Genomic DNA, 17949 nt, shown 5'->3' with positions numbered 1-17949 from the left:
ACATCCAGCACTCTAAAACAGCCAATTCGTTACACCTGGCTCATGCCCCACCGCCCCAGTGCCGATACAGCTCTGCAGACGTCCTCTTGCGTGCGGAGCACCCATGAAATTCAAGTCGATCCAGTTTTCCGTTGCCGCCCTGGCCGGCGCCATTGTGCTCAGCGTTGTCGCAGCCCTGGTGCTGTACGCGCTGTTTTCCGGCGCCCGGACCCAAGACATGGTCCAGCAACGGACTCAGGCGCAGTTTGAGCAAGTCATCGAACAGCGCCTGACGTCGCTGGCACAAACCCAGGTCAGCCAGATCCAGCGCGAACTCGAAGCACCGCTGCTGATTGCCGGCGGTCTGGTGCGGGTCAACGCATTGATCGGCACACCAGGCGCCGACGGCCAGCCGCAACTGAGCCTTAGCCGCGAGCAACTGATCAGCCTGATCAAGGAAAACGTCGCCCGGAACCCGAAAATTCTCGGCACCTACATTGGGTGGGAAAAAAACGCCCTCGACCACAACGATGCGGCCTACGTCGACACCAAAGTAGTCGGCATCGACGCCAGTAACGGGCGCTTCCTGCCATGGTGGTTCCGTAACGAAGACGGCAGCCTGGGCCTGGACAAACTGGTCGACGTCGACGACCAGAAAACCTTGTCCACCGGTGTGCGCGCCAGCGAGTACTACCTGTGCTCCAAGGAAACCAAAAAATCCTGCGTGATCGATCCGGCGCCCTACAAGGTTGGCGACAAGATCGTCATGCTCGCCTCCTTCATTGAACCGATCATGCTCAACGGCGCGTTCCAGGGCATCGTCGGCGCCGACCTGTCGGTGAACTTCATCCAGGAAATGCTCCTGGGGGCGAATCAGAAACTGTACAGCGGCGCCGGAGAAATGGCCCTGATCGGCGGTAACGGCCGGATCGTCGCCTACACCAAAGACCCGAGCAAATTCGGCGAAAAGGTCAGCGACATCCTCGACAGCAAGCAGATTGCCAACATGGCCAATCTCAAGCGTGGCGAAGTGACTTACACCGTCGACAAGGCCCAGGGCCGGATCGAGTTGTACCTGCCCTTCGGCATCGGCCAGACCGACGCCCGCTGGACCTTGATGCTGCAACTGCCGCTGAACGCGGTGATGGCCGACCTGCAAAAACTTCAGAGTGACCTGGACGCACAGCGCAAGTCCGACACCTTTGGCATGGCCATGGTCGGCCTGCTGATCGCCGGCATTGGTTTGTTGGTGATCTGGCTGGTGGGCCACGGCATTGCCCGGCCGCTGAAGCAGATGGTGACCATGCTCGATGACATCGCCCAGGGCGAAGGCGACCTGACCCGCCGCCTGACCAGCGACCGCAGCGACGAACTGGGCTCGATCGCGAAGGGCTTCAACACCTTCCTGGCCAAGTTGCAGGCGATGATTACTCAAGTGGTGACTTCGGTGCAGAGCGTCAGCGACTCGTCGGAACACACCGCCGACATCGCCATTCGCACCAACATCGGTGTGCACAAACAAATGGCCGAGATCGATCAGGTCGCCACCGCCGTACACGAAATGACCGCCACCGCCCAGGACGTGGCGCGCAACGCCACCCAGGCCGCGCAAGCTGCCAGTCATGCAGATCAGGCGGCGGCGCAAGGCATGCAAATCGTCCGGGACACGTCGAATTCGATTGGTGTTTTGGCCATCGAAATCGGCAAAGCCGTCGGCGTGGTGCAGACCCTGGCCAAGGACAGCGAAAACATCAATGCGATCCTGACGGCCATTCGCGGCATCGCCGAGCAGACCAACCTGCTGGCCTTGAATGCGGCCATCGAAGCGGCGCGAGCCGGTGAGCAGGGCCGGGGTTTTGCGGTGGTGGCCGATGAAGTACGCAACCTGGCGCAGAAAACCCAGAAGGCCACGGAAGAAATCCAGACCATGATCCAGCAACTGCAACAAGGCACCCGCGATGTGGTGCGGGTCATGGAAGACAGTCAGAACCGCACCGACGAAAGCGTGCAGCACGCGGCGAAAGCGGCCGAAGCGCTGGAAACCATTACCCAAGCGGTGTCGGTGATCAACGACATGAACACCCAGATCGCCAGCGCCGCCGAGGAACAGAGCGCGGTGGCCGACGACATCAACCGCAACGTGATCAACATCGGGCAAGTAGCCAATGAAGTGGCTGGTGGCGCGGATGAATCGAGCGCAGCGAGTGCGGATTTGACCAAGTTGGCGGAACAGCAGCGCCGGTTGATCAATCAGTTCAAGGTTTAGGGTTCAATGACGCGGAGCGTCCATGGCTGCATTCCCACGCGGAACGTGGGAACGATCATTACGCGCTCAGCCCGGGGTCAAACACTCCGGCCCATTGAGCTTCGGATCATTCACCATGTTCGCCAGCACCCGCTCGCGTAGCGCCGCGGGTTCGCTGGCCAGCAGCGCCTGCAAGGCATGTAGCGGGGTTTCAGGATTGAGCCAGGCTTCCTGCCCCGCCGCATCGAGAATCAACGGCCGACGCTGACTCGAAGCAGGTTGGGTGATTACCGCCGTACTCAGCCATACCTGCTCCTGCACTGGATACGCTTCCCAGATCGCCGCGAAGTAAAGCGTCGAGCCCTCCCCCGGCGTCAGCCAGTATGGACGTTTGCGCGTAGTACCGCGCCACTCGTAAAAACCATTGGCCGGCAGCAGACAACGGCGCAGGCGCAAAGCTTCGCGAAACATCGGCTGTTCGGCAACGGTTTCGGCACGGGCATGGGCCGGCGTGCGGGACAGGTCGGTCAGCCACGGTGGCGTCAGGCCCCAGCGGGCGCGGGCCAACTCACGCTGCCCGTCTGCACCGGCACGCAGCATCAACACCGAATCGTTGGGAGAAATATTCCACTGGGCCTGCTGATCGGCGGGAAATCCGGGCAGGGCTGCGAAGGCGGGGTTCCAGCGAAACAGGGCATAACGTCCACACATGGGGCAATACGACTCTTGATCAAACGAACGTCAGCCTAACAGACCAGCGTGCCGGGAAAGCTGTCCGGTTCATCGCCGGACAGCGGCAGCGCGGCATTGTACGCGGCGATCAGTTCCCGCGCGTATTGCGCCTGGTCGTTATCGACCGATACACCCAGCAGACCGAATATCGGCAATTCCCCGGTACCACCGATCAAATCCCGGCCCACCAGATGCGCCTCGATGCCTTCACTGGCCAGCATGCTTAGCAGCAATTCGCCTTCCATCAGGTTTTCCGGCTCGTAGATACGCTGCATGGGTGAACCCCTTCATTCGTTTTCGCTGTAGACGTCGAGGTGCCACTCCTCGCCGTGAACCTGCAAGACAAAGGTAATGGGACGACAACACACCGGACAATCCTCGATATAGGTCTGATCACCGCCAGACAAATCCAGAACAGCCTCGACTTCTTCACCGCAATACGGACATTCATACTGCGCAGTTTCCAGCATCGCGGTCTCCCAGGTGACTTGTGCGTATAATCGCCGGTCTATTTGCAGGGCTATTTTTGTCTGACTACCTTTCAGACCGTGCCCCGTTGGTTTTCGATCAATACCTTTACTTACCCTAGCCGTTTCTAACAAGAGAGCATGATGGGCGAATTCGATGCCATCCGACCTTACGACGACAGCGAAGTCCCAGCGGTGCTGGCACGGCTGCTCGGCGACAAGGCGTTTCTAGATATCCTCACCCACTTCCGCTTCCCGCGCTTTGCCGGTGCCTTCGGCTGGATGCTCAAACCTCTTATAGCGCATCGGCTACGCCGTGAGTTCGCCGGCGTCACGTCGGTGGCCACGTTGCAGGACAAAGTCGAGTTTTACGTCGACCACACCATCGAGCGCGCCACGGACGGGGTGACCTACACCGGCGTGGAGCAATTCAAATCCGGCAGCGCCTACCTGTTCATCGCCAACCACCGCGACATCGTGATGGACCCGGCCTTCGTCAACTACGCCGTGTACCACGCCGGCCTGCCGACCCCACGCATCGCCATTGGCGACAACCTGCTGCAGAAGCCTTTTGTCAGCGACCTGATGCGCCTGAACAAGAGCTTCATCGTGCACCGTTCAATCACCGGTCGACGCGAGAAAATGGCGGCGTATCAATTGTTGTCGGCCTACATCAATCACTCGATCCGCAACGATTGCGCCTCGATCTGGATTGCTCAGGCTGAAGGCCGGGCCAAGGACGGCGACGACCGCACCGAGTCGGCGATCCTCAAGATGTTCCACATGAGCCGCAAGGACGAGCCGTTCGGCGAAGTCATCCGCTCGCTGAACCTCACCCCGGTGTCGATCAGCTACGAATACGACCCCTGCGACCAGGCCAAGGCCCGCGAGCTGTACATCCGCGCCACCACCGGCACCTACACCAAGGCGCCGGGCGAGGATGACGTGAGCATCGCCAAGGGCATCACCGGTTACAAAGGCCGGGTCCACGTGAACTTCGCCGCGCCGATCACCGAACTGTTCGAAGACACCAAGCAATTGGCGATCGAAATGGACAAGCAGATTCTGGGCGGTTACCGGTTATTCCCGGTGCATTACCTGGCGTATGCGCAGTGGAAAGACGCCGACCCGCAATTGCAGGTGCCGAAAGCGGCCGAGCTGTTTGCGGCAGATGAACTGGCCAAGGCTCAGGAAGAATGGCAGCGTCGACTGGAAGCTTGCCCCGAGGAACATCGTCCGTTCCTGGTGCTGCAATATGCGATGCCGGTGCGTAATCAGTATCGGGTCAAGGCCGGGTTACCGTTGTAGGGTAATGACTGGATACGACAACGGCGCCTTCAGGCGCCGTTTTTGTTTGTCTTGGTGCAGTAGGTCAGTCAGACACTGTAACTGTGTCAGAACTTCAGACGCGAGTACTGACCCACGACACCAGCAGCGCCATCCCAAGGCAGGCAAAACCGAAGCGATAGAAAAACCGGTTCATGCGCAAGGTCGCCCAATCGAGGGTTGGCTCTTCGCTGGGCCTGCTCTGGCGCTGGGCTTCGATACTGGCCATCGCGCGCTGTTCACGACGACGGGTGGCGTGCAGCAACCAGCCGCCCGGGCAGGCGAACAGCAAGGCCAGCAGGTTGATCAGTTTGGCGGGATGAGCGGTAAAGAGCGAAATCAATTGCAGCGACATCACAAACCTCAGGCAAACCGGTGTAACAGACGCCGGGACCGACGACCACGGCGCGGATTCTACCGAAAGCGCTCCGGCCTGCCCCCCCTTTCCGACAAATAACGAAACCATTTAGCCGATTATTGTCCTGTGTCACGGCGCCGTCATCTGAATCCGCCAGTCTGTCGCCCTTCGAAACCGACACGGACCGCGTCATGCTCCACGCCGAAAACCAGGATCGTCTTTACCTCATTGCCCAAAGCGACGAACAACAAACCTTAGTCGGCAGCCTCGCCTTCAATGTACAGGACCGGCATTGGCTGGTGTATTGCGCGTTGGGCGGGCATCAACATGCGGATTTGCCGGAGACGGATTTGCTGACCGGGGTGAGTGTTCTGGACTTCTATTCGCAAGCGGCTTGATTTCCCTTGCTGGAGCGGCAGGCACAAAAAAACCCGGCGCCATCGCTGGCACCGGGTTCTTTAAACAAACTGCAAACCGTTACTCGCCAAGCACCTGACCAATCGTCGGGTCCTTGAACAAGCGGGTCAACGCATCACTCAGCACATCACTGACCAGCTTGGTATTGGTTTCCTGATTCGGCGCCATGCCAAAACGCTGATCCAGCGACGCGCCGTAGCGACCGCTGTAACGACGGTTGGCATTCTGCACATCGGAACGGAACGTCGCGCCAATTGTAGCTTCAGTCACATACAAACCTTCTTTGGGCGACTGATACTTCAGCTCGGCCAGGGTCACCGTCAATTGCGGCGCATTCAGCGCATTGGCCGTCGGCGTGAAGCCCAGCAACCGCACGGCCGCCTCAGCTTGAGCCTGCAGCTTCGGCAGAATCTGCGCGCCCTGCACCGTGATCGCACTGGTCTCCGGGTACAAACCGCCACGGGTCCCAAGGGTTGGCGATGGACGACCGTCCACCACACGCACCACCACCGGCTGACCATGGCCGACCGGCGCCAGCTGAGCCGTCAGCTTGGGTTCCGGGCTCAGTTGTTGCGGGCTGTGGGCGCAGCCGACGAGGGTCAAACTGGTCACAGTGATCAAACCGAACAACAGGCGTTGCAACATGCTCTTCTCTCCAGAATCAGGCAACTAACGATGCCCGCAGTATAGCGGTGCGCCACTGCGGCGAACTAGCTTCGCGCAACGATTACTGAAATCTCTGACAAACCCGGCGCAGCGCGGTTCCTGTCACACCTTTGTCACCGCCCGCTGGCAACCTTTATGGCAGTCACCCCCAAAAGGTACGTTGCCATGCGTTTTCTTGTCTCCCTGTTCGCGCCACGCCCGCTGCACCGCAGTTTCGCCCTGCTCGATCACAATGGCCACTGCCAGGCCTTCAAGCAGTGCAGCCTCCAGCCCATGGGCGATGGTTGGATCGAAATCGAAGAAATTCGCCTCAACTGGCTGCACCAGCCTCTGCCCGCCAGTGCCCGTGTCAGCCAGCACCAGCCACGTGCACGCGCGCAGCAACTGCTGACCACCTGACCCGACGCCTAATAAAAGTCATTAAACACGACCATTTCCCTGCGTTTCTTAGATACAATCTCCCCCCGATTATAAGGACGTCTCCTGATCGGGCCTCGCAGCATCGTTCAATGCCTCGGTATTGACACCCCGCACCGCCCACAGAGAGCCGCCCACACAGATCGAGTGAAGCTGGCGCGCTTGCTGTTTCTCAAGCAAAAACCCCACTTTTCGCGAATCTGCAGAGCTGTCATTACGCTCGGTCACTGAGCTGTTTGCCCGTTTTTGCTGCCCATGCACCCCATGGCGGCAATCCATCCGGGCACGGTGCCAGGCTGGGACAGCCCTTTTTTGAGGTTCACGTCTTCAAAAGAGCGTGAAAAAAACGGGTTTTCACAACTTCACAAGAGTGTGGCGAGCAAATGAATAGTTTTGCGTCTGAAAATGCACCATTAGCGTCTACAACAGCCCAACGACACAGGACCGAGTACTCCTCGAACACCGGAGCCTGAAGCCTGTCCGCTACGGATTTGGTTGCACAAACGGATGTCTCGACCATAAGTCGAATTGCCAGCCGCGTGCCGAAATGAGTTCATGTGACTCTTGAAGCCAGGCCGCATGCATCCGTCGAAGTTGCGAAAAATTGCGAAGATTCGGACATGGCGATCCTGGCCATGGGTACCTGGGGCATCACTGACACGCCCCGGAACGCCTGGCAGCTATGCCGACAATTTGGTGCTGCAGATTTTGGAGACGCGTTAAATGGCGCATAACGAAGCAGTCGACGTAGTACTGGTTGGGGCCGGCATCATGAGTGCCACCCTCGCTGTACTGCTTAAAGAGCTCGACCCCGCGATCAAGCTGGAAGTCGTCGAGCTGATGGATTCCGGTGCCGCGGAGAGTTCCAATCCGTGGAACAACGCCGGTACCGGTCACGCCGGGCTGTGTGAGCTGAACTACACGCCGCAGGCCGCTGACGGCACCGTCGACATCAAGAAAGCCGTGCACATCAACACCCAGTTCGAGGTGTCGAAGCAGTTCTGGTCCTACCTGACCAAGAAAGGCACCTTCGGTTCGTGCAAATCGTTCATCAGCCCGGTGCCGCACCTGAGCTTCGTGCAGGGTGAGAATGGCGTGTCCTTCCTCAAGGAACGCTTCAAGACCCTGAGCAAGCACCATGCCTTCTCGGACATGGAATACACCGAAGACAAAGCCAAGATGGCCGAGTGGATGCCGCTGATGATGCCGGGCCGTCCGGCTGACGAAGTCCTCGCCGCCACCCGCGTGATGAACGGCACCGACGTCAACTTCGGCGCCCTGACCAACCAACTGCTCAAGCACCTGACCAGCGCGCCCGATGCCCAGGTCAAGTACTGCAAGCGCGTCACCGGCCTGAAGCGTAACAACGGCGGCTGGACCGTCAGCATCAAGGACGTCAACAGCGGCAATACCCGCGAAGTCGACGCCAAATTCGTCTTCCTTGGCGCCGGCGGCGCGGCACTGCCGCTGCTGCAAGCGTCGGGCATCGAAGAAAGCAAAGGCTTCGGCGGCTTCCCGATCAGCGGCCAGTGGCTGCGTTGCGACAACCCGGAAGTGGTCAAGCACCATCAGGCCAAGGTCTACAGCCAGGCCGCGGTCGGTTCGCCACCAATGTCCGTGCCGCACCTGGACACCCGTGTGGTCGATGGCAAAAAGTCCCTGCTGTTCGGACCTTATGCCGGCTTCACCACCAAGTTCCTCAAGCACGGTTCGTTCATGGACCTGCCGATGTCGGTTCGCGCCGGCAACATCGGTCCAATGCTGGCCGTGGCCAAAAACAACATGGACCTGACCAAGTATCTGGTCAGCGAAGTGATGCAGTCGATGGAGCAGCGCCTGGAATCCCTGCGTCGCTTCTACCCTGAAGCGAAAGCCGAAGACTGGCGCCTGGAAGTGGCCGGCCAACGGGTGCAGATCATCAAGAAAGACCCGAAGAAAGGCGGCGTTCTGCAGTTCGGTACCGAGCTGGTCGCGGCCAAGGACGGTTCCCTTGCCGCTCTGCTCGGCGCCTCGCCAGGCGCCTCGGTGACCGTGTCGATCATGCTGGAATTGATCGAGAAATGCTTCCCGAACAAGGCCAAGGGCGAGTGGGCTGCCAAACTGGCGGAAATCTTCCCGGCTCGGGAGAAAGTCCTGGAAACCGACGCTGCGCTGTATCGCAAGATCAATGCGCAGAACAACGTCGCACTGGAACTGGTTGAAGCAAGCAGCGAAACCCAAAGCTACGCTTGATTCAGCCGCATAAAAAACGCCCCGTCCTCATTGAGGGCGGGGCGTTTTTTATGTGCGGTGAAACAATCTTTGTGGCGAGGGAGCTTGCCCCCGCTTGACCGGGCTGGCGCACCAGTGCGCAGCGCTCACAAAATCTCCGCCATTCGCAGCATTTTGGGGCCGCTTCGCAGCCCAACGGGAGCAAGCTCCCTCGCCACAAAATTCCAGTGTGCCTGACGTTAACCGCGAGCCTTGTCGATCAACTCGATGTACTCGGCCGCGTTACGTTGATCCTGAATCAGGGCCACGAAGTCATTGCCGTGCTCATCCTTGCCGTCCAGATCGTAGCCGGCTTCGACAAAGAACGTCAGAAAACGCTCGAAGTCATCGATGCGCAGACCGCGGTAGGCCTTGATCAGTTTGTGCAGCGACGGTGAAGTGGCGTCGACCGGCTCAAAATCGAGGAACAGTTTGATCTGCGCATCGCCGATCTCGTCACCAATCACTTGCTTCTTATCTTTACGCATTGCCGACTCCAGCTCGCAGACATTTCACAGGGCGGGCAGTTTACCCCTGCCTTGATGCCGGGCTCAACGCGGACGAACGCTGCCGGTGTGCAGATCGGCCCAGATATGGCCGTTGGCGTAACTCAAAAACTGGCAATACACCGTGTCGTTGCGCAGCAAGTCGATCACCACCCGGTACTGGGCCAACGGGTAATAGAGCGTTAGCGTTTTGCTTTTGTTGTCGTAGATCGGCTTTTTCAGGCTTTTGCTTTCGCCATCGAAGTTGACCAGCACCTGGCTGATGGTCGCACCCTTGTTCAAGGGTTTGCCCTTGAGGCGGATCAGCAAGGGTGAGGTGACCGGGATCGGTTGTTGGTTGGACTGACGTTGGCTGCCGAGGACCACCGAATACTCGGTGACCTGCAACAGTTGTTGCTGCTCGGGTTCCGCTTCACGCAGAGTCAAGTCGTCCGGGGGCAAAAACTGCACATGCATCGGTGCCGGAGCGGCGGCCAGGGGTAGGCTGAAGACCAACATCAGGGCGGCGCAGCTGCGGATCAAAAGACTCATGACAGGCTCCTGGGACGAGGCCGAGCACTCTAGCATGATGATCAATCGGGCGAATAACCGATCCAGATCAATACTCTCGAAGACAAGGCTGGGCATACTGAAAGAGCTTTCAGCCCTATTTCGACGGCGTGCCGTCTACTGTGGAGTCCCTATGCCATTCTCCATCCCCCCGTTATTCGCCGCCTGGCGTCAAACTCTGCGTGCAGGTTATAGCCTCAGACGCTTGCGCGGCGACATCAGCGCCGGGGTGACAGTAGGGATTATCGCCATTCCCCTGGCCATGGCCCTGGCGATTGCGGTGGGAGTAGCGCCCCAGCAAGGTTTATATACGGTGCTGATCGCGGCCCCCCTGATCGCCCTGACGGGAGGCTCGCGCTTCAATGTCAGCGGGCCGACAGCCGCGTTCGTGGTGATACTGCTGCCGATCACCCAACAATATGGCCTGGGTGGCCTGCTGCTTTGCACCATGCTTGCCGGGGCCATCCTGATTGCCTTGGGGCTGATTCGGGCCGGTCGGCTGATTCAGTACATTCCTTATCCGGTGACCCTGGGCTTTACCGCCGGGATAGGCATTGTCATCGCCACACTCCAACTAAAGGATTTGCTGGGCCTGAGTACCACCGGGCATGCCGAACATTACATCGAGCAATTAGGTGCGCTGCTCCAGGCATTGCCCAGCGCCCGCCTGGGGGACGGAATCATCGGTGTCATGTGCCTGGCGGTTCTGATCGTCTGGCCGCGGTTTGTGCCGAGGGTTCCGGGGCATCTGGTGGCGCTGGCCGTCGGCGCAATGTTGGGGCTGGCGCTGGAAAGCGGCGGGTTACCGATTGCGACGCTGGGCGAGCGCTTCAGCTATATCGTCGATGGCGTCAGCCACCCCGGCATTCCGCCGTTTCTGCCGAGCTTCGACTGGCCGTGGAATCTGCCAGGACCCAATGGTCAGCCGCTGCATCTGTCTTACGACCTGATCCGCCAATTAATGGCACCAGCGTTCGCCATTGCCATGCTCGGCGCCATCGAATCGTTGTTGTGTGCGGTGGTGGCCGATGGCATGACGGGCAGCAAACATGACCCCAACGCCGAACTCCTGGGTCAAGGCATTGGTAACCTGGTCGCACCGTTGTTCGGCGGCATTACCGCCACCGCGGCGATCGCCCGCAGCGCCACCAACGTGCGCAGCGGGGCGTTTTCGCCATTGGCGGCAATTATCCACAGCGCGGTGGTGCTGCTGGCGATACTCGTCCTCGCCCCGCTGTTCAGCTACTTGCCGATGGCCGCGCTGGCGGCGCTGCTCGTGATGGTGGCGTGGAACATGAGCGAGGCCCGGCATGTCGTGCACACCTTGCGCATTGCACCACGCAGCGATGTATTGGTCTTGCTGACCTGCCTGAGCCTGACAGTGCTGTTCGACATGGTGCTGGCCGTTGCCGTTGGGCTGTTGCTGGCCGCCGGGTTGTTCGTCAAGCGCATGAGCGACCTCACGGACACCGCCGAACTGCCTCGAGAGTTCCATCAAGCCTTACAGGATTTGCCGGAGCATGTTCGTTGCTATGCGATACGCGGACCGTTGTTTTTCGGTGCAGCGGAAAAGGCCCTGGGCGTGCTGCGCAAATTCAGCCCGGAGGTCAAAGTGGTGATTGTCGAGATGAGTGCCGTGTCCATGCTGGACATGACGGCGTTGGCAGCCTTCGACAATATCCTCAGGGATTATCGCACCGACGGCATCGGCCTGATTCTGGTCGGGACGGCTGCGCGCGTGCGCCTGAAACTCAGGCGCGCGGGCATCCATCGGGAACAGCGTCAATTGGCTTACGTGAACAACCTGGAACAGGCTCGACGCAAAAGCGAACGCTGGCTCGTCGGGCAGGACTGAGCGCGCGGTTCAAGCGAACTGCGCACGCATTCGGATGGGAGATCTGCCTTCAAGCATCAACGTGTCTGGCGGCTAAAACCACCCCCAGACAGTCAACCTGCTTACAGGCCTTTAACGGCAAAAATTCCGTTCGCGTTACGCCAGTAGCCTTTGTAGTCCATGCCATAACCGAAGATGTAACGGTCAATGCACGGCAGGCCGACGAAATCGGCTTTCAGGTCCGGGCGAGCCTTGCGGTCGTGGTCCTTGTCGATCAGCACGGCGGTGTGCACTTTGCGGGCGCCGGCGTGTTTGCAGAAATCGATGATCGCGCCCAGGGTGTGACCTTCATCGAGGATGTCGTCGATGATCAGCACGTCACGGTCGATGAACGAAACTTCCGGCTTGGCTTTCCAGAACAGCTCGCCGCCGCTGGTTTCGTTGCGATAGCGGGTAGCGTGCAGGTAGGACGCTTCCAGCGGGAATTGCAGATGGGTGAGCAGCTTGCCGGCGAAAATCAGGCCGCCGTTCATCACACAGAACACCACCGGATTGCTTTCAGCCAGTTGTTCGTTGATATGTGCACCGACGCGGGCGATGGCCGCCTCGACTTCAGCTTCGGTGTACAGGCAGTCAGCCTCTCGCATGATTTGACGGATATGCTCGAGATCAGCGGACATGGCGCTCTCCAAGGGGTTTGAGGGGGAGGGACGGATTCGGAAAAGCGGGCAAAGGTACGCATCCCGCACGGCCAGATCAAGCGTTTGTGGACTAACGTACTGTATGTCTATAGGACAACACCCTCGGATAGATTAATCTAGGCCGGTTTTTTTGCCCGCCGCCGGAGCCTTTCCCCATGCCCATCCGTGAGATCCGCCATCCGCTGATCCGTCATAAACTTGGCCTTATGCGCCGCGCCGACATCAGCACGAAGAATTTCCGTGAGCTCGCTCAAGAAGTCGGCGCCCTGCTGACCTATGAAGCCACCAAAGACCTGCCGCTGGAAAGCTACGACATCGAAGGCTGGTGCGGCACGGTGTCGGTGGAGAAAATCGCCGGCAAGAAAATTACCGTGGTGCCGATCCTGCGTGCCGGTATCGGCATGCTCGAAGGCGTGCTGAGCCTGATCCCGGGCGCCAAAGTCAGCGCCGTGGGCGTGGCCCGTAACGAGGAAACCCTCGAAGCCCACACCTACCTGGAAAAACTGGTACCGGAAATCGACGAACGCCTGGCGATGATCATCGACCCGATGCTGGCCACTGGCGGCTCGATGGTCGCCACCATCGATTTGCTGAAGAAGGCCGGCTGCAAGGACATTCGCGCGATGGTCCTGGTGGCCGCTCCCGAAGGTATCGCCGCTGTGGAGAAGGCTCACCCGGACGTGACCATCTACACCGCTTCCATTGACCAGAAACTGAACGAACACGGTTACATCATCCCAGGCTTGGGCGATGCCGGTGACAAGATCTTCGGCACCAAGCAGAAGGACGCGTGACCATGCAGCAAGAGTTCAACGATCCGCTCTGGCGCACGGTTCTGTCCGGCGCGCAGATGCTGTTCGTGGCCTTCGGCGCCCTGGTGTTGATGCCGCTGATTACCGGCCTCGACCCTAACGTGGCGCTGTTCACCGCAGGTTTAGGGACGATCCTGTTCCAGATCGTCACCGGGCGTCAGGTGCCGGTATTCCTGGCGTCGAGCTTCGCCTTCATCACCCCGATCATTCTCGCCAAGGGCCAGTTCGGCCTGGCGGCGACCATGGGCGGTGTGATGGCGGCCGGGTTCGTCTACACCTTCCTCGGCCTTGCGGTGAAGATCAAAGGCACCGGGTTTATCGACCGTTTGCTGCCTCCGGTGGTGATTGGCCCGGTGATCATCTCCATCGGCCTGGCCATGGCGCCGATTGCCGCCAACATGGCGATGGGCAAGGCGGGCGACGGCACTGAGCTGATTCATTACCAGACGGCGATGATGATTTCGATGCCAGCGCTGCTGACCACCCTGATCGTCGCAGTGTTCGGCAGAGGTATTTTCCGCCTGGTGCCGATTATCTCCGGTGTGCTGGTGGGGTTTGCCATGGCGTTTTATTTCGGCGTGGTCGATACCGCGAAGATTGCCGTGGCACCGTGGTTCGCGATTCCACATTTCACCGCGCCGGAATTCAACTGGCAGGCGATTCTGTTCATCGTTCCGGTGGCCCTGGCCCCGGCCATCGAGCACATCGGTGGCGTGATTGCCGTGGGTAGCGTGACCGGTCGCGACTACCTGAAAAAGCCCGGCCTGCACCGCACCCTGCTCGGTGACGGCATCGCCACCACCGCGGCCGGTCTGTTCGGCGGCCCACCCAATACCACTTACGCCGAAGTGACTGGCGCGGTGATGCTGACCAAGAACTACAACCCGAAAATCATGACCTGGGCGGCGATCTTCGCAATCAGCCTGGCGTTCATCGGCAAATTCGGCGCGCTGCTGCAAAGCATCCCGGTGCCAGTGATGGGCGGGATTCTCTGCCTGTTGTTCGGTTCGATTGCCGCGGTGGGCATGAACACCATGATCCGCCACAAGATCGACCTGGGCGAAGCACGCAACCTGGTGATTGTCTCGGTGACGCTGGTGTTCGGAATTGGCGGCATGCTGGTCGGCACCGGTACCGGCCAGAACGATTTCGGCCTCAAAGGCATCGCGCTGTGCGCGGTGGTGGCGATTGCACTGAACCTGTTGCTGCCGGGCAATGACAGCTGGAAGCACAAGAAGGCGGATGAGCCGCTGTTGTAAGCAGGCGACTCAATCCCCTGTGGCGAGGGAGCTTGCTCCCGCTTGACCGGGCTGGCGCACCAGTGCGCAGCACTCACAAAATCTTCATTGACTACAAAGATTTTGGGGCCGCTTCGCGACCCAGCGGGCGCAAGCTCCCTCGCCACAACCAGCCCGCCTTCACTTCAATGTATGTTCCTACAAAGCCAATGGCGCCCTTTCGCACAAGGCGCTCAGCGCCCGCGCCCACTGTGGCTCATCGTTGAGGCAAGGCACCAGCACCAACTCCTCCCCTCCCGCCTCGCGGAATTGCTCCTTCCCGCGATCACCGATCTCTTCCAGCGTCTCGATGCAATCGGCAACGAACGCCGGGCACATCACCAGGACTTTCTTCACGCCGCTTTTGGCCAACTCGTCGAGGCGAGCTTCAGTGTAGGGTTCTATCCACTTGGCCCGGCCCAGACGCGACTGAAACGATACCGACCACTTGCCGTCCGGTATGCCCACACGTTTGGCAAACTCTGCGGCCGTGCGCAGGCACTGACCGCGGTAACAGGTCGCGACCACTTCCGGTGGCGCACCGGCGCAGCAATCGCCGCCACCCTCGAAGCTGTGCCCCGGATTAAGCTTTTTCAGGTGACGTTCCGGCAAACCGTGGAAGCTCAGCAGCAGATGATCGAAATCCTGTTGCAGATAAGGCCTGACACTGGCCACCAACGCATCGAGGTATTCCGGCTGATCGTAAAACGGCTGAAGAACCGAGAACTGCACGTCGAGTTTTTTATCGCGCACCACGCGCTTGGCTTCTTCGATCACCGTGGTCACAGTGCTGTCGGCGAATTGCGGATAGAGAGGTGCCAGGGTCACTTTCTTATGCCCCTGGGCAGCCAGCCGCAGCAGCGCGGACTCAATGGACGGCTCGCCGTACCGCATCGCCAGCTCAACAGGCCCGTGAGTCCACTGCCGAGTCATGGCCTGTTGCAGGCGACGGCTGAGCACCACCAGCGGCGAGCCCTCCTCCCACCAGATCGACGCGTAAGCGTGAGCCGATTGTTCCGGGCGCTTGATCAGAATCAGCGACACCAGCAAACGCCGCACCGGCCAAGGCAGGTCGATCACATACGGGTCCATCAGAAATTGATTGAGGTAACTGCGCACATCCGCCACCGAGGTGGAGGCAGGTGAACCCAGGTTGACCAGAAGCAATGCGTGATCGGTCATGCAACGTCCTATTTCAGAGGCGGCCGGACAGATCGTCCAATGCCGCGCGCAAATCAGTGAACCGGAAAGTGAAACCCGCTTCCAGCAAGCGAGCCGGCATCGCCTTCTGCCCCCCCAGCAACAACAATGACAACTCGCCCAGTCCGACCTTCAAGACGAGAGTCGGCATCGGCATGAACGCGGGACGATGCAACACGTCACCCAACGTTTTAGCGAATTCGCGATTGCGCACCGGCTTGGGCGCGCAGGCATTATAGGGACCGCTGGCCCCATTGCGATGCAGAAGAAAATCAATCAGGGCGATTTGATCTTCGATATGAATCCACGACATCCACTGCCGACCGCTGCCGATCGGCCCGCCCAGCCCCAGTTTGAACGGCAACAACAGCCGCGACAAAAAGCCGCCCTCGGCGGACAACACCAACCCGGTGCGGATGAGAACCACGCGGATGCCCAAGGCGTCGGCACGTTGCGCGGTTTCTTCCCAGGCGATGCACAACTGGCTGGCGAAATCATCGATGACCGGTGGCGATTGCTCGGTCAACTCCCGCTCGCCGCCGTCGCCGTACCAACCAATCGCTGAGCCGGAGATCAGCACCTGCGGTTTCTGCTCACGACTTTCGAGCCAGGCCAACAGGGTTTCGGTCAGGGTGATCCGGCTGCTCCACAACAGCGCTTTGCGTTTGTGGGTCCAGAGCCGATCGGCGATCGGCGCCCCCGCAAGGTTGACAATTGCATCCACCGGTTCTGGCCCAAAATCCTCAAGCCGTGCGATTCCCCGTACCTGAGTGCCGCAGATTTTGGCGACTTTAGCGGGCGTGCGACTCCAGACCGTGAGGTGATGTCCCTGACTCAACCAGTGTCGGCAGAGCTGACGTCCTATCAAACCAGTACCGCCGGTCAGCAATATGTGCATGACATCTTCCTCGCGTGGCGTTTTACCCGGATCACTAGTCTATTTTTATAAGCAGGGATCTTTGGTATCGGGCAGGTTCTGTGTTTAACAATAGGCCAAGCTCTCAGAACGAGAACGCTAAAAGTTATACCAAAAAACAATATTGTACAGGTTTGAACCACGGCGTAGTCTGTACAGAAAGGCAAACGAGGCCCCTATGACTGTACCTATCGCAATCATCGGCACCGGCATCGCCGGACTCTCAGCCGCCCAGGCCCTTACGGAGGCCGGGCATGTCGTTCATCTGTTCGATAAAAGCCGCGGCAGTGGCGGACGCATGTCAAGCAAGCGCAGCGATGCGGGTGCTCTGGACATGGGCGCGCAATATTTCACTGCCCGCGACCGTCGCTTCGTTACCGAAGTCCAGCGCTGGCAAGCCAACGGTTGGGTCGCCGTGTGGACACCGCAGCTCTATACCTACCACGGCGGCCAACTCAGCCCCTCGCCGGACGAACAGACACGCTGGGTCGGCACGCCGCGCATGAGCGCCATCACCCGTGCCCTGCTCGGTGACCTGGAAGTGCAGTTCAGCTGCCGGATCACCGAGGTCTATCGCGGTGAAGAGCACTGGCATCTGCAAGACGCCGAAGGCTTCACCCACGGGCCGTTCAGTCATGTGGTGATTGCCACGCCAGCCCCTCAGGCGACCGCGCTGCTGCCCTCCGCGCCGAAACTCGCCGGGGCCGCCGCCGGGGTAAAAATGGAGCCGACCTGGGCGGTCGCCCTGGCTTTCGACACACCATTGGATACCCCGATCGAAGGCTGCTTCGTGCAGGACAGCCCCCTCGACTGGCTGGCGCGCAACCGTAGCAAACCGGGACGCGACAACACCCTCGACACGTGGGTGCTGCACGCCACCAGCGCCTGGAGCCGGCAGCATATCGATCTGTCCAAGGAAGCGGTGATCGAGCAATTGCATGGTGCCTTTGCCGAACTGCTGCACGACGCCATGCCTGCACCGACTTTCAGCCTCGCTCACCGCTGGCTTTACGCCCGTCCGGCCAGCAGCCATGAGTGGGGTGCCCTGGCTGATGCTGATCTGGGCTTGTATGTATGCGGTGACTGGTGCCTGTCCGGCCGTGTCGAAGGCGCTTGGCTCAGTGGCCAGGAAGCGGCCCGCCGTCTGCACGAACACCTGCAGTGAACCGCCTCGATTCGAGCACATTGCTGCTGTCGACACGGACAGCAGCCCTGAAAAAACCTATACAAAAAAATTGACTTGTACACCTTTGAATCTATGCTGAACGAATGTTGTACAGATTTAACAATCCGTACA

General features: G+C 59.7%; 19 protein-coding genes and 1 pseudogene. 10 read left to right on the top strand and 10 right to left on the bottom strand.

Annotated elements, in window-relative coordinates:
• Positions 1-103: 103 nt before the first annotated feature.
• Both LOY28_RS30040 and LOY28_RS30035 read left to right on the top strand, forming a co-directional pair.
• Positions 104-1390, top strand: a pseudogene (locus LOY28_RS30040) (HAMP domain-containing protein); the annotation flags it as partial.
• A gap of 12 nt (positions 1391-1402) precedes the next feature.
• Entirely contained in the window at positions 1403-2245 is an 843-nt protein-coding gene (locus LOY28_RS30035) for a methyl-accepting chemotaxis protein (protein WP_370695251.1), read from the top strand.
• 66 nt (positions 2246-2311) lie between these two features.
• On the opposite strand, the gene LOY28_RS04420 is transcribed toward LOY28_RS30035, so the two are convergent.
• From LOY28_RS04420 to LOY28_RS04410, 3 genes are read right to left on the bottom strand one after another with little or no spacing between them, the layout of a single operon-like run.
• Positions 2312-2935 carry an SOS response-associated peptidase gene (locus LOY28_RS04420; protein WP_007939796.1) on the bottom strand — a complete coding sequence of 208 codons (624 nt, stop codon included), beginning with the start codon at positions 2933-2935 and terminating at the stop codon, positions 2312-2314.
• Between the two features lie 35 nt (positions 2936-2970).
• A complete protein-coding gene (locus LOY28_RS04415) occupies positions 2971-3231 on the bottom strand; it encodes a putative signal transducing protein (RefSeq protein WP_007939795.1) in 261 nt (86 codons plus the stop codon).
• A 12-nt stretch (positions 3232-3243) separates the two neighbouring features.
• Positions 3244-3426: a CPXCG motif-containing cysteine-rich protein gene (locus LOY28_RS04410; RefSeq protein WP_018929594.1), complete on the bottom strand. Its 183-nt coding sequence runs from the start codon at positions 3424-3426 to the stop codon at positions 3244-3246.
• A 138-nt stretch (positions 3427-3564) separates the two neighbouring features.
• On the opposite strand from LOY28_RS04410, the gene LOY28_RS04405 reads away from it, so the two are divergent.
• Positions 3565-4731 carry a 1-acyl-sn-glycerol-3-phosphate acyltransferase gene (locus tag LOY28_RS04405; protein ID WP_258613131.1) on the top strand — a complete coding sequence of 389 codons (1167 nt, stop codon included), beginning with the start codon at positions 3565-3567 and terminating at the stop codon, positions 4729-4731.
• A gap of 94 nt (positions 4732-4825) precedes the next feature.
• On the opposite strand, the gene LOY28_RS04400 is transcribed toward LOY28_RS04405, so the two are convergent.
• Positions 4826-5104, bottom strand: a complete 279-nt coding sequence (locus LOY28_RS04400) for a hypothetical protein (protein ID WP_007939791.1) — start codon at positions 5102-5104, stop codon at positions 4826-4828.
• 194 nt (positions 5105-5298) lie between these two features.
• Here LOY28_RS04400 and LOY28_RS04395 point away from each other — a divergent pair, with 194 nt between their 5' ends.
• Entirely contained in the window at positions 5299-5505 is a 207-nt protein-coding gene (locus LOY28_RS04395; RefSeq protein ID WP_018929592.1) for a hypothetical protein, read from the top strand.
• 79 nt (positions 5506-5584) lie between these two features.
• Here the strand turns inward: LOY28_RS04395 and LOY28_RS04390 are convergent, their stop codons facing one another.
• Positions 5585-6169: a YajG family lipoprotein gene (locus LOY28_RS04390; RefSeq protein ID WP_018929591.1), complete on the bottom strand. Its 585-nt coding sequence runs from the start codon at positions 6167-6169 to the stop codon at positions 5585-5587.
• A 186-nt stretch (positions 6170-6355) separates the two neighbouring features.
• Between LOY28_RS04390 and LOY28_RS04385 the strand changes: the two genes are divergently transcribed.
• Both LOY28_RS04385 and mqo read left to right on the top strand, forming a co-directional pair.
• A complete protein-coding gene (locus LOY28_RS04385; RefSeq protein WP_018929590.1) occupies positions 6356-6589 on the top strand; it encodes a hypothetical protein in 234 nt (77 codons plus the stop codon).
• Positions 6590-7330: 741 nt separating this feature from the next.
• Positions 7331-8839: a malate dehydrogenase (quinone) gene (mqo, locus tag LOY28_RS04380; RefSeq protein WP_018929589.1), complete on the top strand. Its 1509-nt coding sequence runs from the start codon at positions 7331-7333 to the stop codon at positions 8837-8839.
• A gap of 218 nt (positions 8840-9057) precedes the next feature.
• Here the strand turns inward: mqo and LOY28_RS04375 are convergent, their stop codons facing one another.
• Positions 9058-9345, bottom strand: a complete 288-nt coding sequence (locus LOY28_RS04375; protein ID WP_018929588.1) for a PA4642 family protein — start codon at positions 9343-9345, stop codon at positions 9058-9060.
• 63 nt (positions 9346-9408) lie between these two features.
• Positions 9409-9894: a hypothetical protein gene (locus LOY28_RS04370; RefSeq protein WP_019651163.1), complete on the bottom strand. Its 486-nt coding sequence runs from the start codon at positions 9892-9894 to the stop codon at positions 9409-9411.
• A gap of 151 nt (positions 9895-10045) precedes the next feature.
• Between LOY28_RS04370 and dauA the strand changes: the two genes are divergently transcribed.
• On the top strand, positions 10046-11767 hold the full coding sequence (gene dauA / locus LOY28_RS04365) for a C4-dicarboxylic acid transporter DauA (RefSeq protein ID WP_018929586.1): 1722 nt from the start codon (positions 10046-10048) through the stop codon (positions 11765-11767).
• 101 nt (positions 11768-11868) lie between these two features.
• Here the strand turns inward: dauA and LOY28_RS04360 are convergent, their stop codons facing one another.
• Positions 11869-12426 carry a hypoxanthine-guanine phosphoribosyltransferase gene (locus tag LOY28_RS04360; protein WP_007939779.1) on the bottom strand — a complete coding sequence of 186 codons (558 nt, stop codon included), beginning with the start codon at positions 12424-12426 and terminating at the stop codon, positions 11869-11871.
• Positions 12427-12602: 176 nt separating this feature from the next.
• Between LOY28_RS04360 and upp the strand changes: the two genes are divergently transcribed.
• Positions 12603-13241 carry a uracil phosphoribosyltransferase gene (gene upp / locus LOY28_RS04355; RefSeq protein ID WP_007939777.1) on the top strand — a complete coding sequence of 213 codons (639 nt, stop codon included), beginning with the start codon at positions 12603-12605 and terminating at the stop codon, positions 13239-13241.
• Between the two features lie 2 nt (positions 13242-13243).
• Positions 13244-14518 carry a uracil-xanthine permease family protein gene (locus LOY28_RS04350; RefSeq protein ID WP_018929585.1) on the top strand — a complete coding sequence of 425 codons (1275 nt, stop codon included), beginning with the start codon at positions 13244-13246 and terminating at the stop codon, positions 14516-14518.
• A 177-nt stretch (positions 14519-14695) separates the two neighbouring features.
• On the opposite strand, the gene hemH is transcribed toward LOY28_RS04350, so the two are convergent.
• Together hemH and LOY28_RS04340 are read right to left on the bottom strand one after the other, a co-directional pair.
• Positions 14696-15718: a ferrochelatase gene (gene hemH, locus LOY28_RS04345; protein WP_258613130.1), complete on the bottom strand. Its 1023-nt coding sequence runs from the start codon at positions 15716-15718 to the stop codon at positions 14696-14698.
• A gap of 13 nt (positions 15719-15731) precedes the next feature.
• Complete coding sequence (locus LOY28_RS04340; protein ID WP_026286681.1) at positions 15732-16634, bottom strand: TIGR01777 family oxidoreductase; 903 nt, start codon at positions 16632-16634, stop codon at positions 15732-15734.
• 196 nt (positions 16635-16830) lie between these two features.
• On the opposite strand from LOY28_RS04340, the gene LOY28_RS04335 reads away from it, so the two are divergent.
• Complete coding sequence (locus LOY28_RS04335) at positions 16831-17817, top strand: NAD(P)/FAD-dependent oxidoreductase (protein ID WP_018929582.1); 987 nt, start codon at positions 16831-16833, stop codon at positions 17815-17817.
• Positions 17818-17949: the final 132 nt, after the last annotated feature.

Source organism: Pseudomonas sp. B21-017, from assembly GCF_024749245.1.
GTDB lineage: Bacteria > Pseudomonadota > Gammaproteobacteria > Pseudomonadales > Pseudomonadaceae > Aquipseudomonas.
Note: the sequence above shows the minus strand (reverse complement) of the source record. Positions and strands in the feature narration are given on the sequence as shown.

What these genes read in the sequence shown, in the direction of transcription:
- LOY28_RS30035 (WP_370695251.1), top strand. Translation starts at nt 1,403, where the DNA reads ATGATTACTCAAGTGGTGACTTCGGTGCAGAGCGTCAGCGACTCGTCG.
- LOY28_RS04420 (WP_007939796.1), bottom strand. Translation starts at nt 2,935, where the DNA reads ATGTGTGGACGTTATGCCCTGTTTCGCTGGAACCCCGCCTTCGCAGCC.
- LOY28_RS04415 (WP_007939795.1), bottom strand. Translation starts at nt 3,231, where the DNA reads ATGCAGCGTATCTACGAGCCGGAAAACCTGATGGAAGGCGAATTGCTG.
- LOY28_RS04410 (WP_018929594.1), bottom strand. Translation starts at nt 3,426, where the DNA reads ATGCTGGAAACTGCGCAGTATGAATGTCCGTATTGCGGTGAAGAAGTC.
- LOY28_RS04405 (WP_258613131.1), top strand. Translation starts at nt 3,565, where the DNA reads ATGATGGGCGAATTCGATGCCATCCGACCTTACGACGACAGCGAAGTC.
- LOY28_RS04400 (WP_007939791.1), bottom strand. Translation starts at nt 5,104, where the DNA reads ATGTCGCTGCAATTGATTTCGCTCTTTACCGCTCATCCCGCCAAACTG.
- LOY28_RS04395 (WP_018929592.1), top strand. Translation starts at nt 5,299, where the DNA reads ATGCTCCACGCCGAAAACCAGGATCGTCTTTACCTCATTGCCCAAAGC.
- LOY28_RS04390 (WP_018929591.1), bottom strand. Translation starts at nt 6,169, where the DNA reads ATGTTGCAACGCCTGTTGTTCGGTTTGATCACTGTGACCAGTTTGACC.
- LOY28_RS04385 (WP_018929590.1), top strand. Translation starts at nt 6,356, where the DNA reads ATGCGTTTTCTTGTCTCCCTGTTCGCGCCACGCCCGCTGCACCGCAGT.
- mqo (WP_018929589.1), top strand. Translation starts at nt 7,331, where the DNA reads ATGGCGCATAACGAAGCAGTCGACGTAGTACTGGTTGGGGCCGGCATC.
- LOY28_RS04375 (WP_018929588.1), bottom strand. Translation starts at nt 9,345, where the DNA reads ATGCGTAAAGATAAGAAGCAAGTGATTGGTGACGAGATCGGCGATGCG.
- LOY28_RS04370 (WP_019651163.1), bottom strand. Translation starts at nt 9,894, where the DNA reads ATGAGTCTTTTGATCCGCAGCTGCGCCGCCCTGATGTTGGTCTTCAGC.
- dauA (WP_018929586.1), top strand. Translation starts at nt 10,046, where the DNA reads ATGCCATTCTCCATCCCCCCGTTATTCGCCGCCTGGCGTCAAACTCTG.
- LOY28_RS04360 (WP_007939779.1), bottom strand. Translation starts at nt 12,426, where the DNA reads ATGTCCGCTGATCTCGAGCATATCCGTCAAATCATGCGAGAGGCTGAC.
- upp (WP_007939777.1), top strand. Translation starts at nt 12,603, where the DNA reads ATGCCCATCCGTGAGATCCGCCATCCGCTGATCCGTCATAAACTTGGC.
- LOY28_RS04350 (WP_018929585.1), top strand. Translation starts at nt 13,244, where the DNA reads ATGCAGCAAGAGTTCAACGATCCGCTCTGGCGCACGGTTCTGTCCGGC.
- hemH (WP_258613130.1), bottom strand. Translation starts at nt 15,718, where the DNA reads ATGACCGATCACGCATTGCTTCTGGTCAACCTGGGTTCACCTGCCTCC.
- LOY28_RS04340 (WP_026286681.1), bottom strand. Translation starts at nt 16,634, where the DNA reads ATGCACATATTGCTGACCGGCGGTACTGGTTTGATAGGACGTCAGCTC.
- LOY28_RS04335 (WP_018929582.1), top strand. Translation starts at nt 16,831, where the DNA reads ATGACTGTACCTATCGCAATCATCGGCACCGGCATCGCCGGACTCTCA.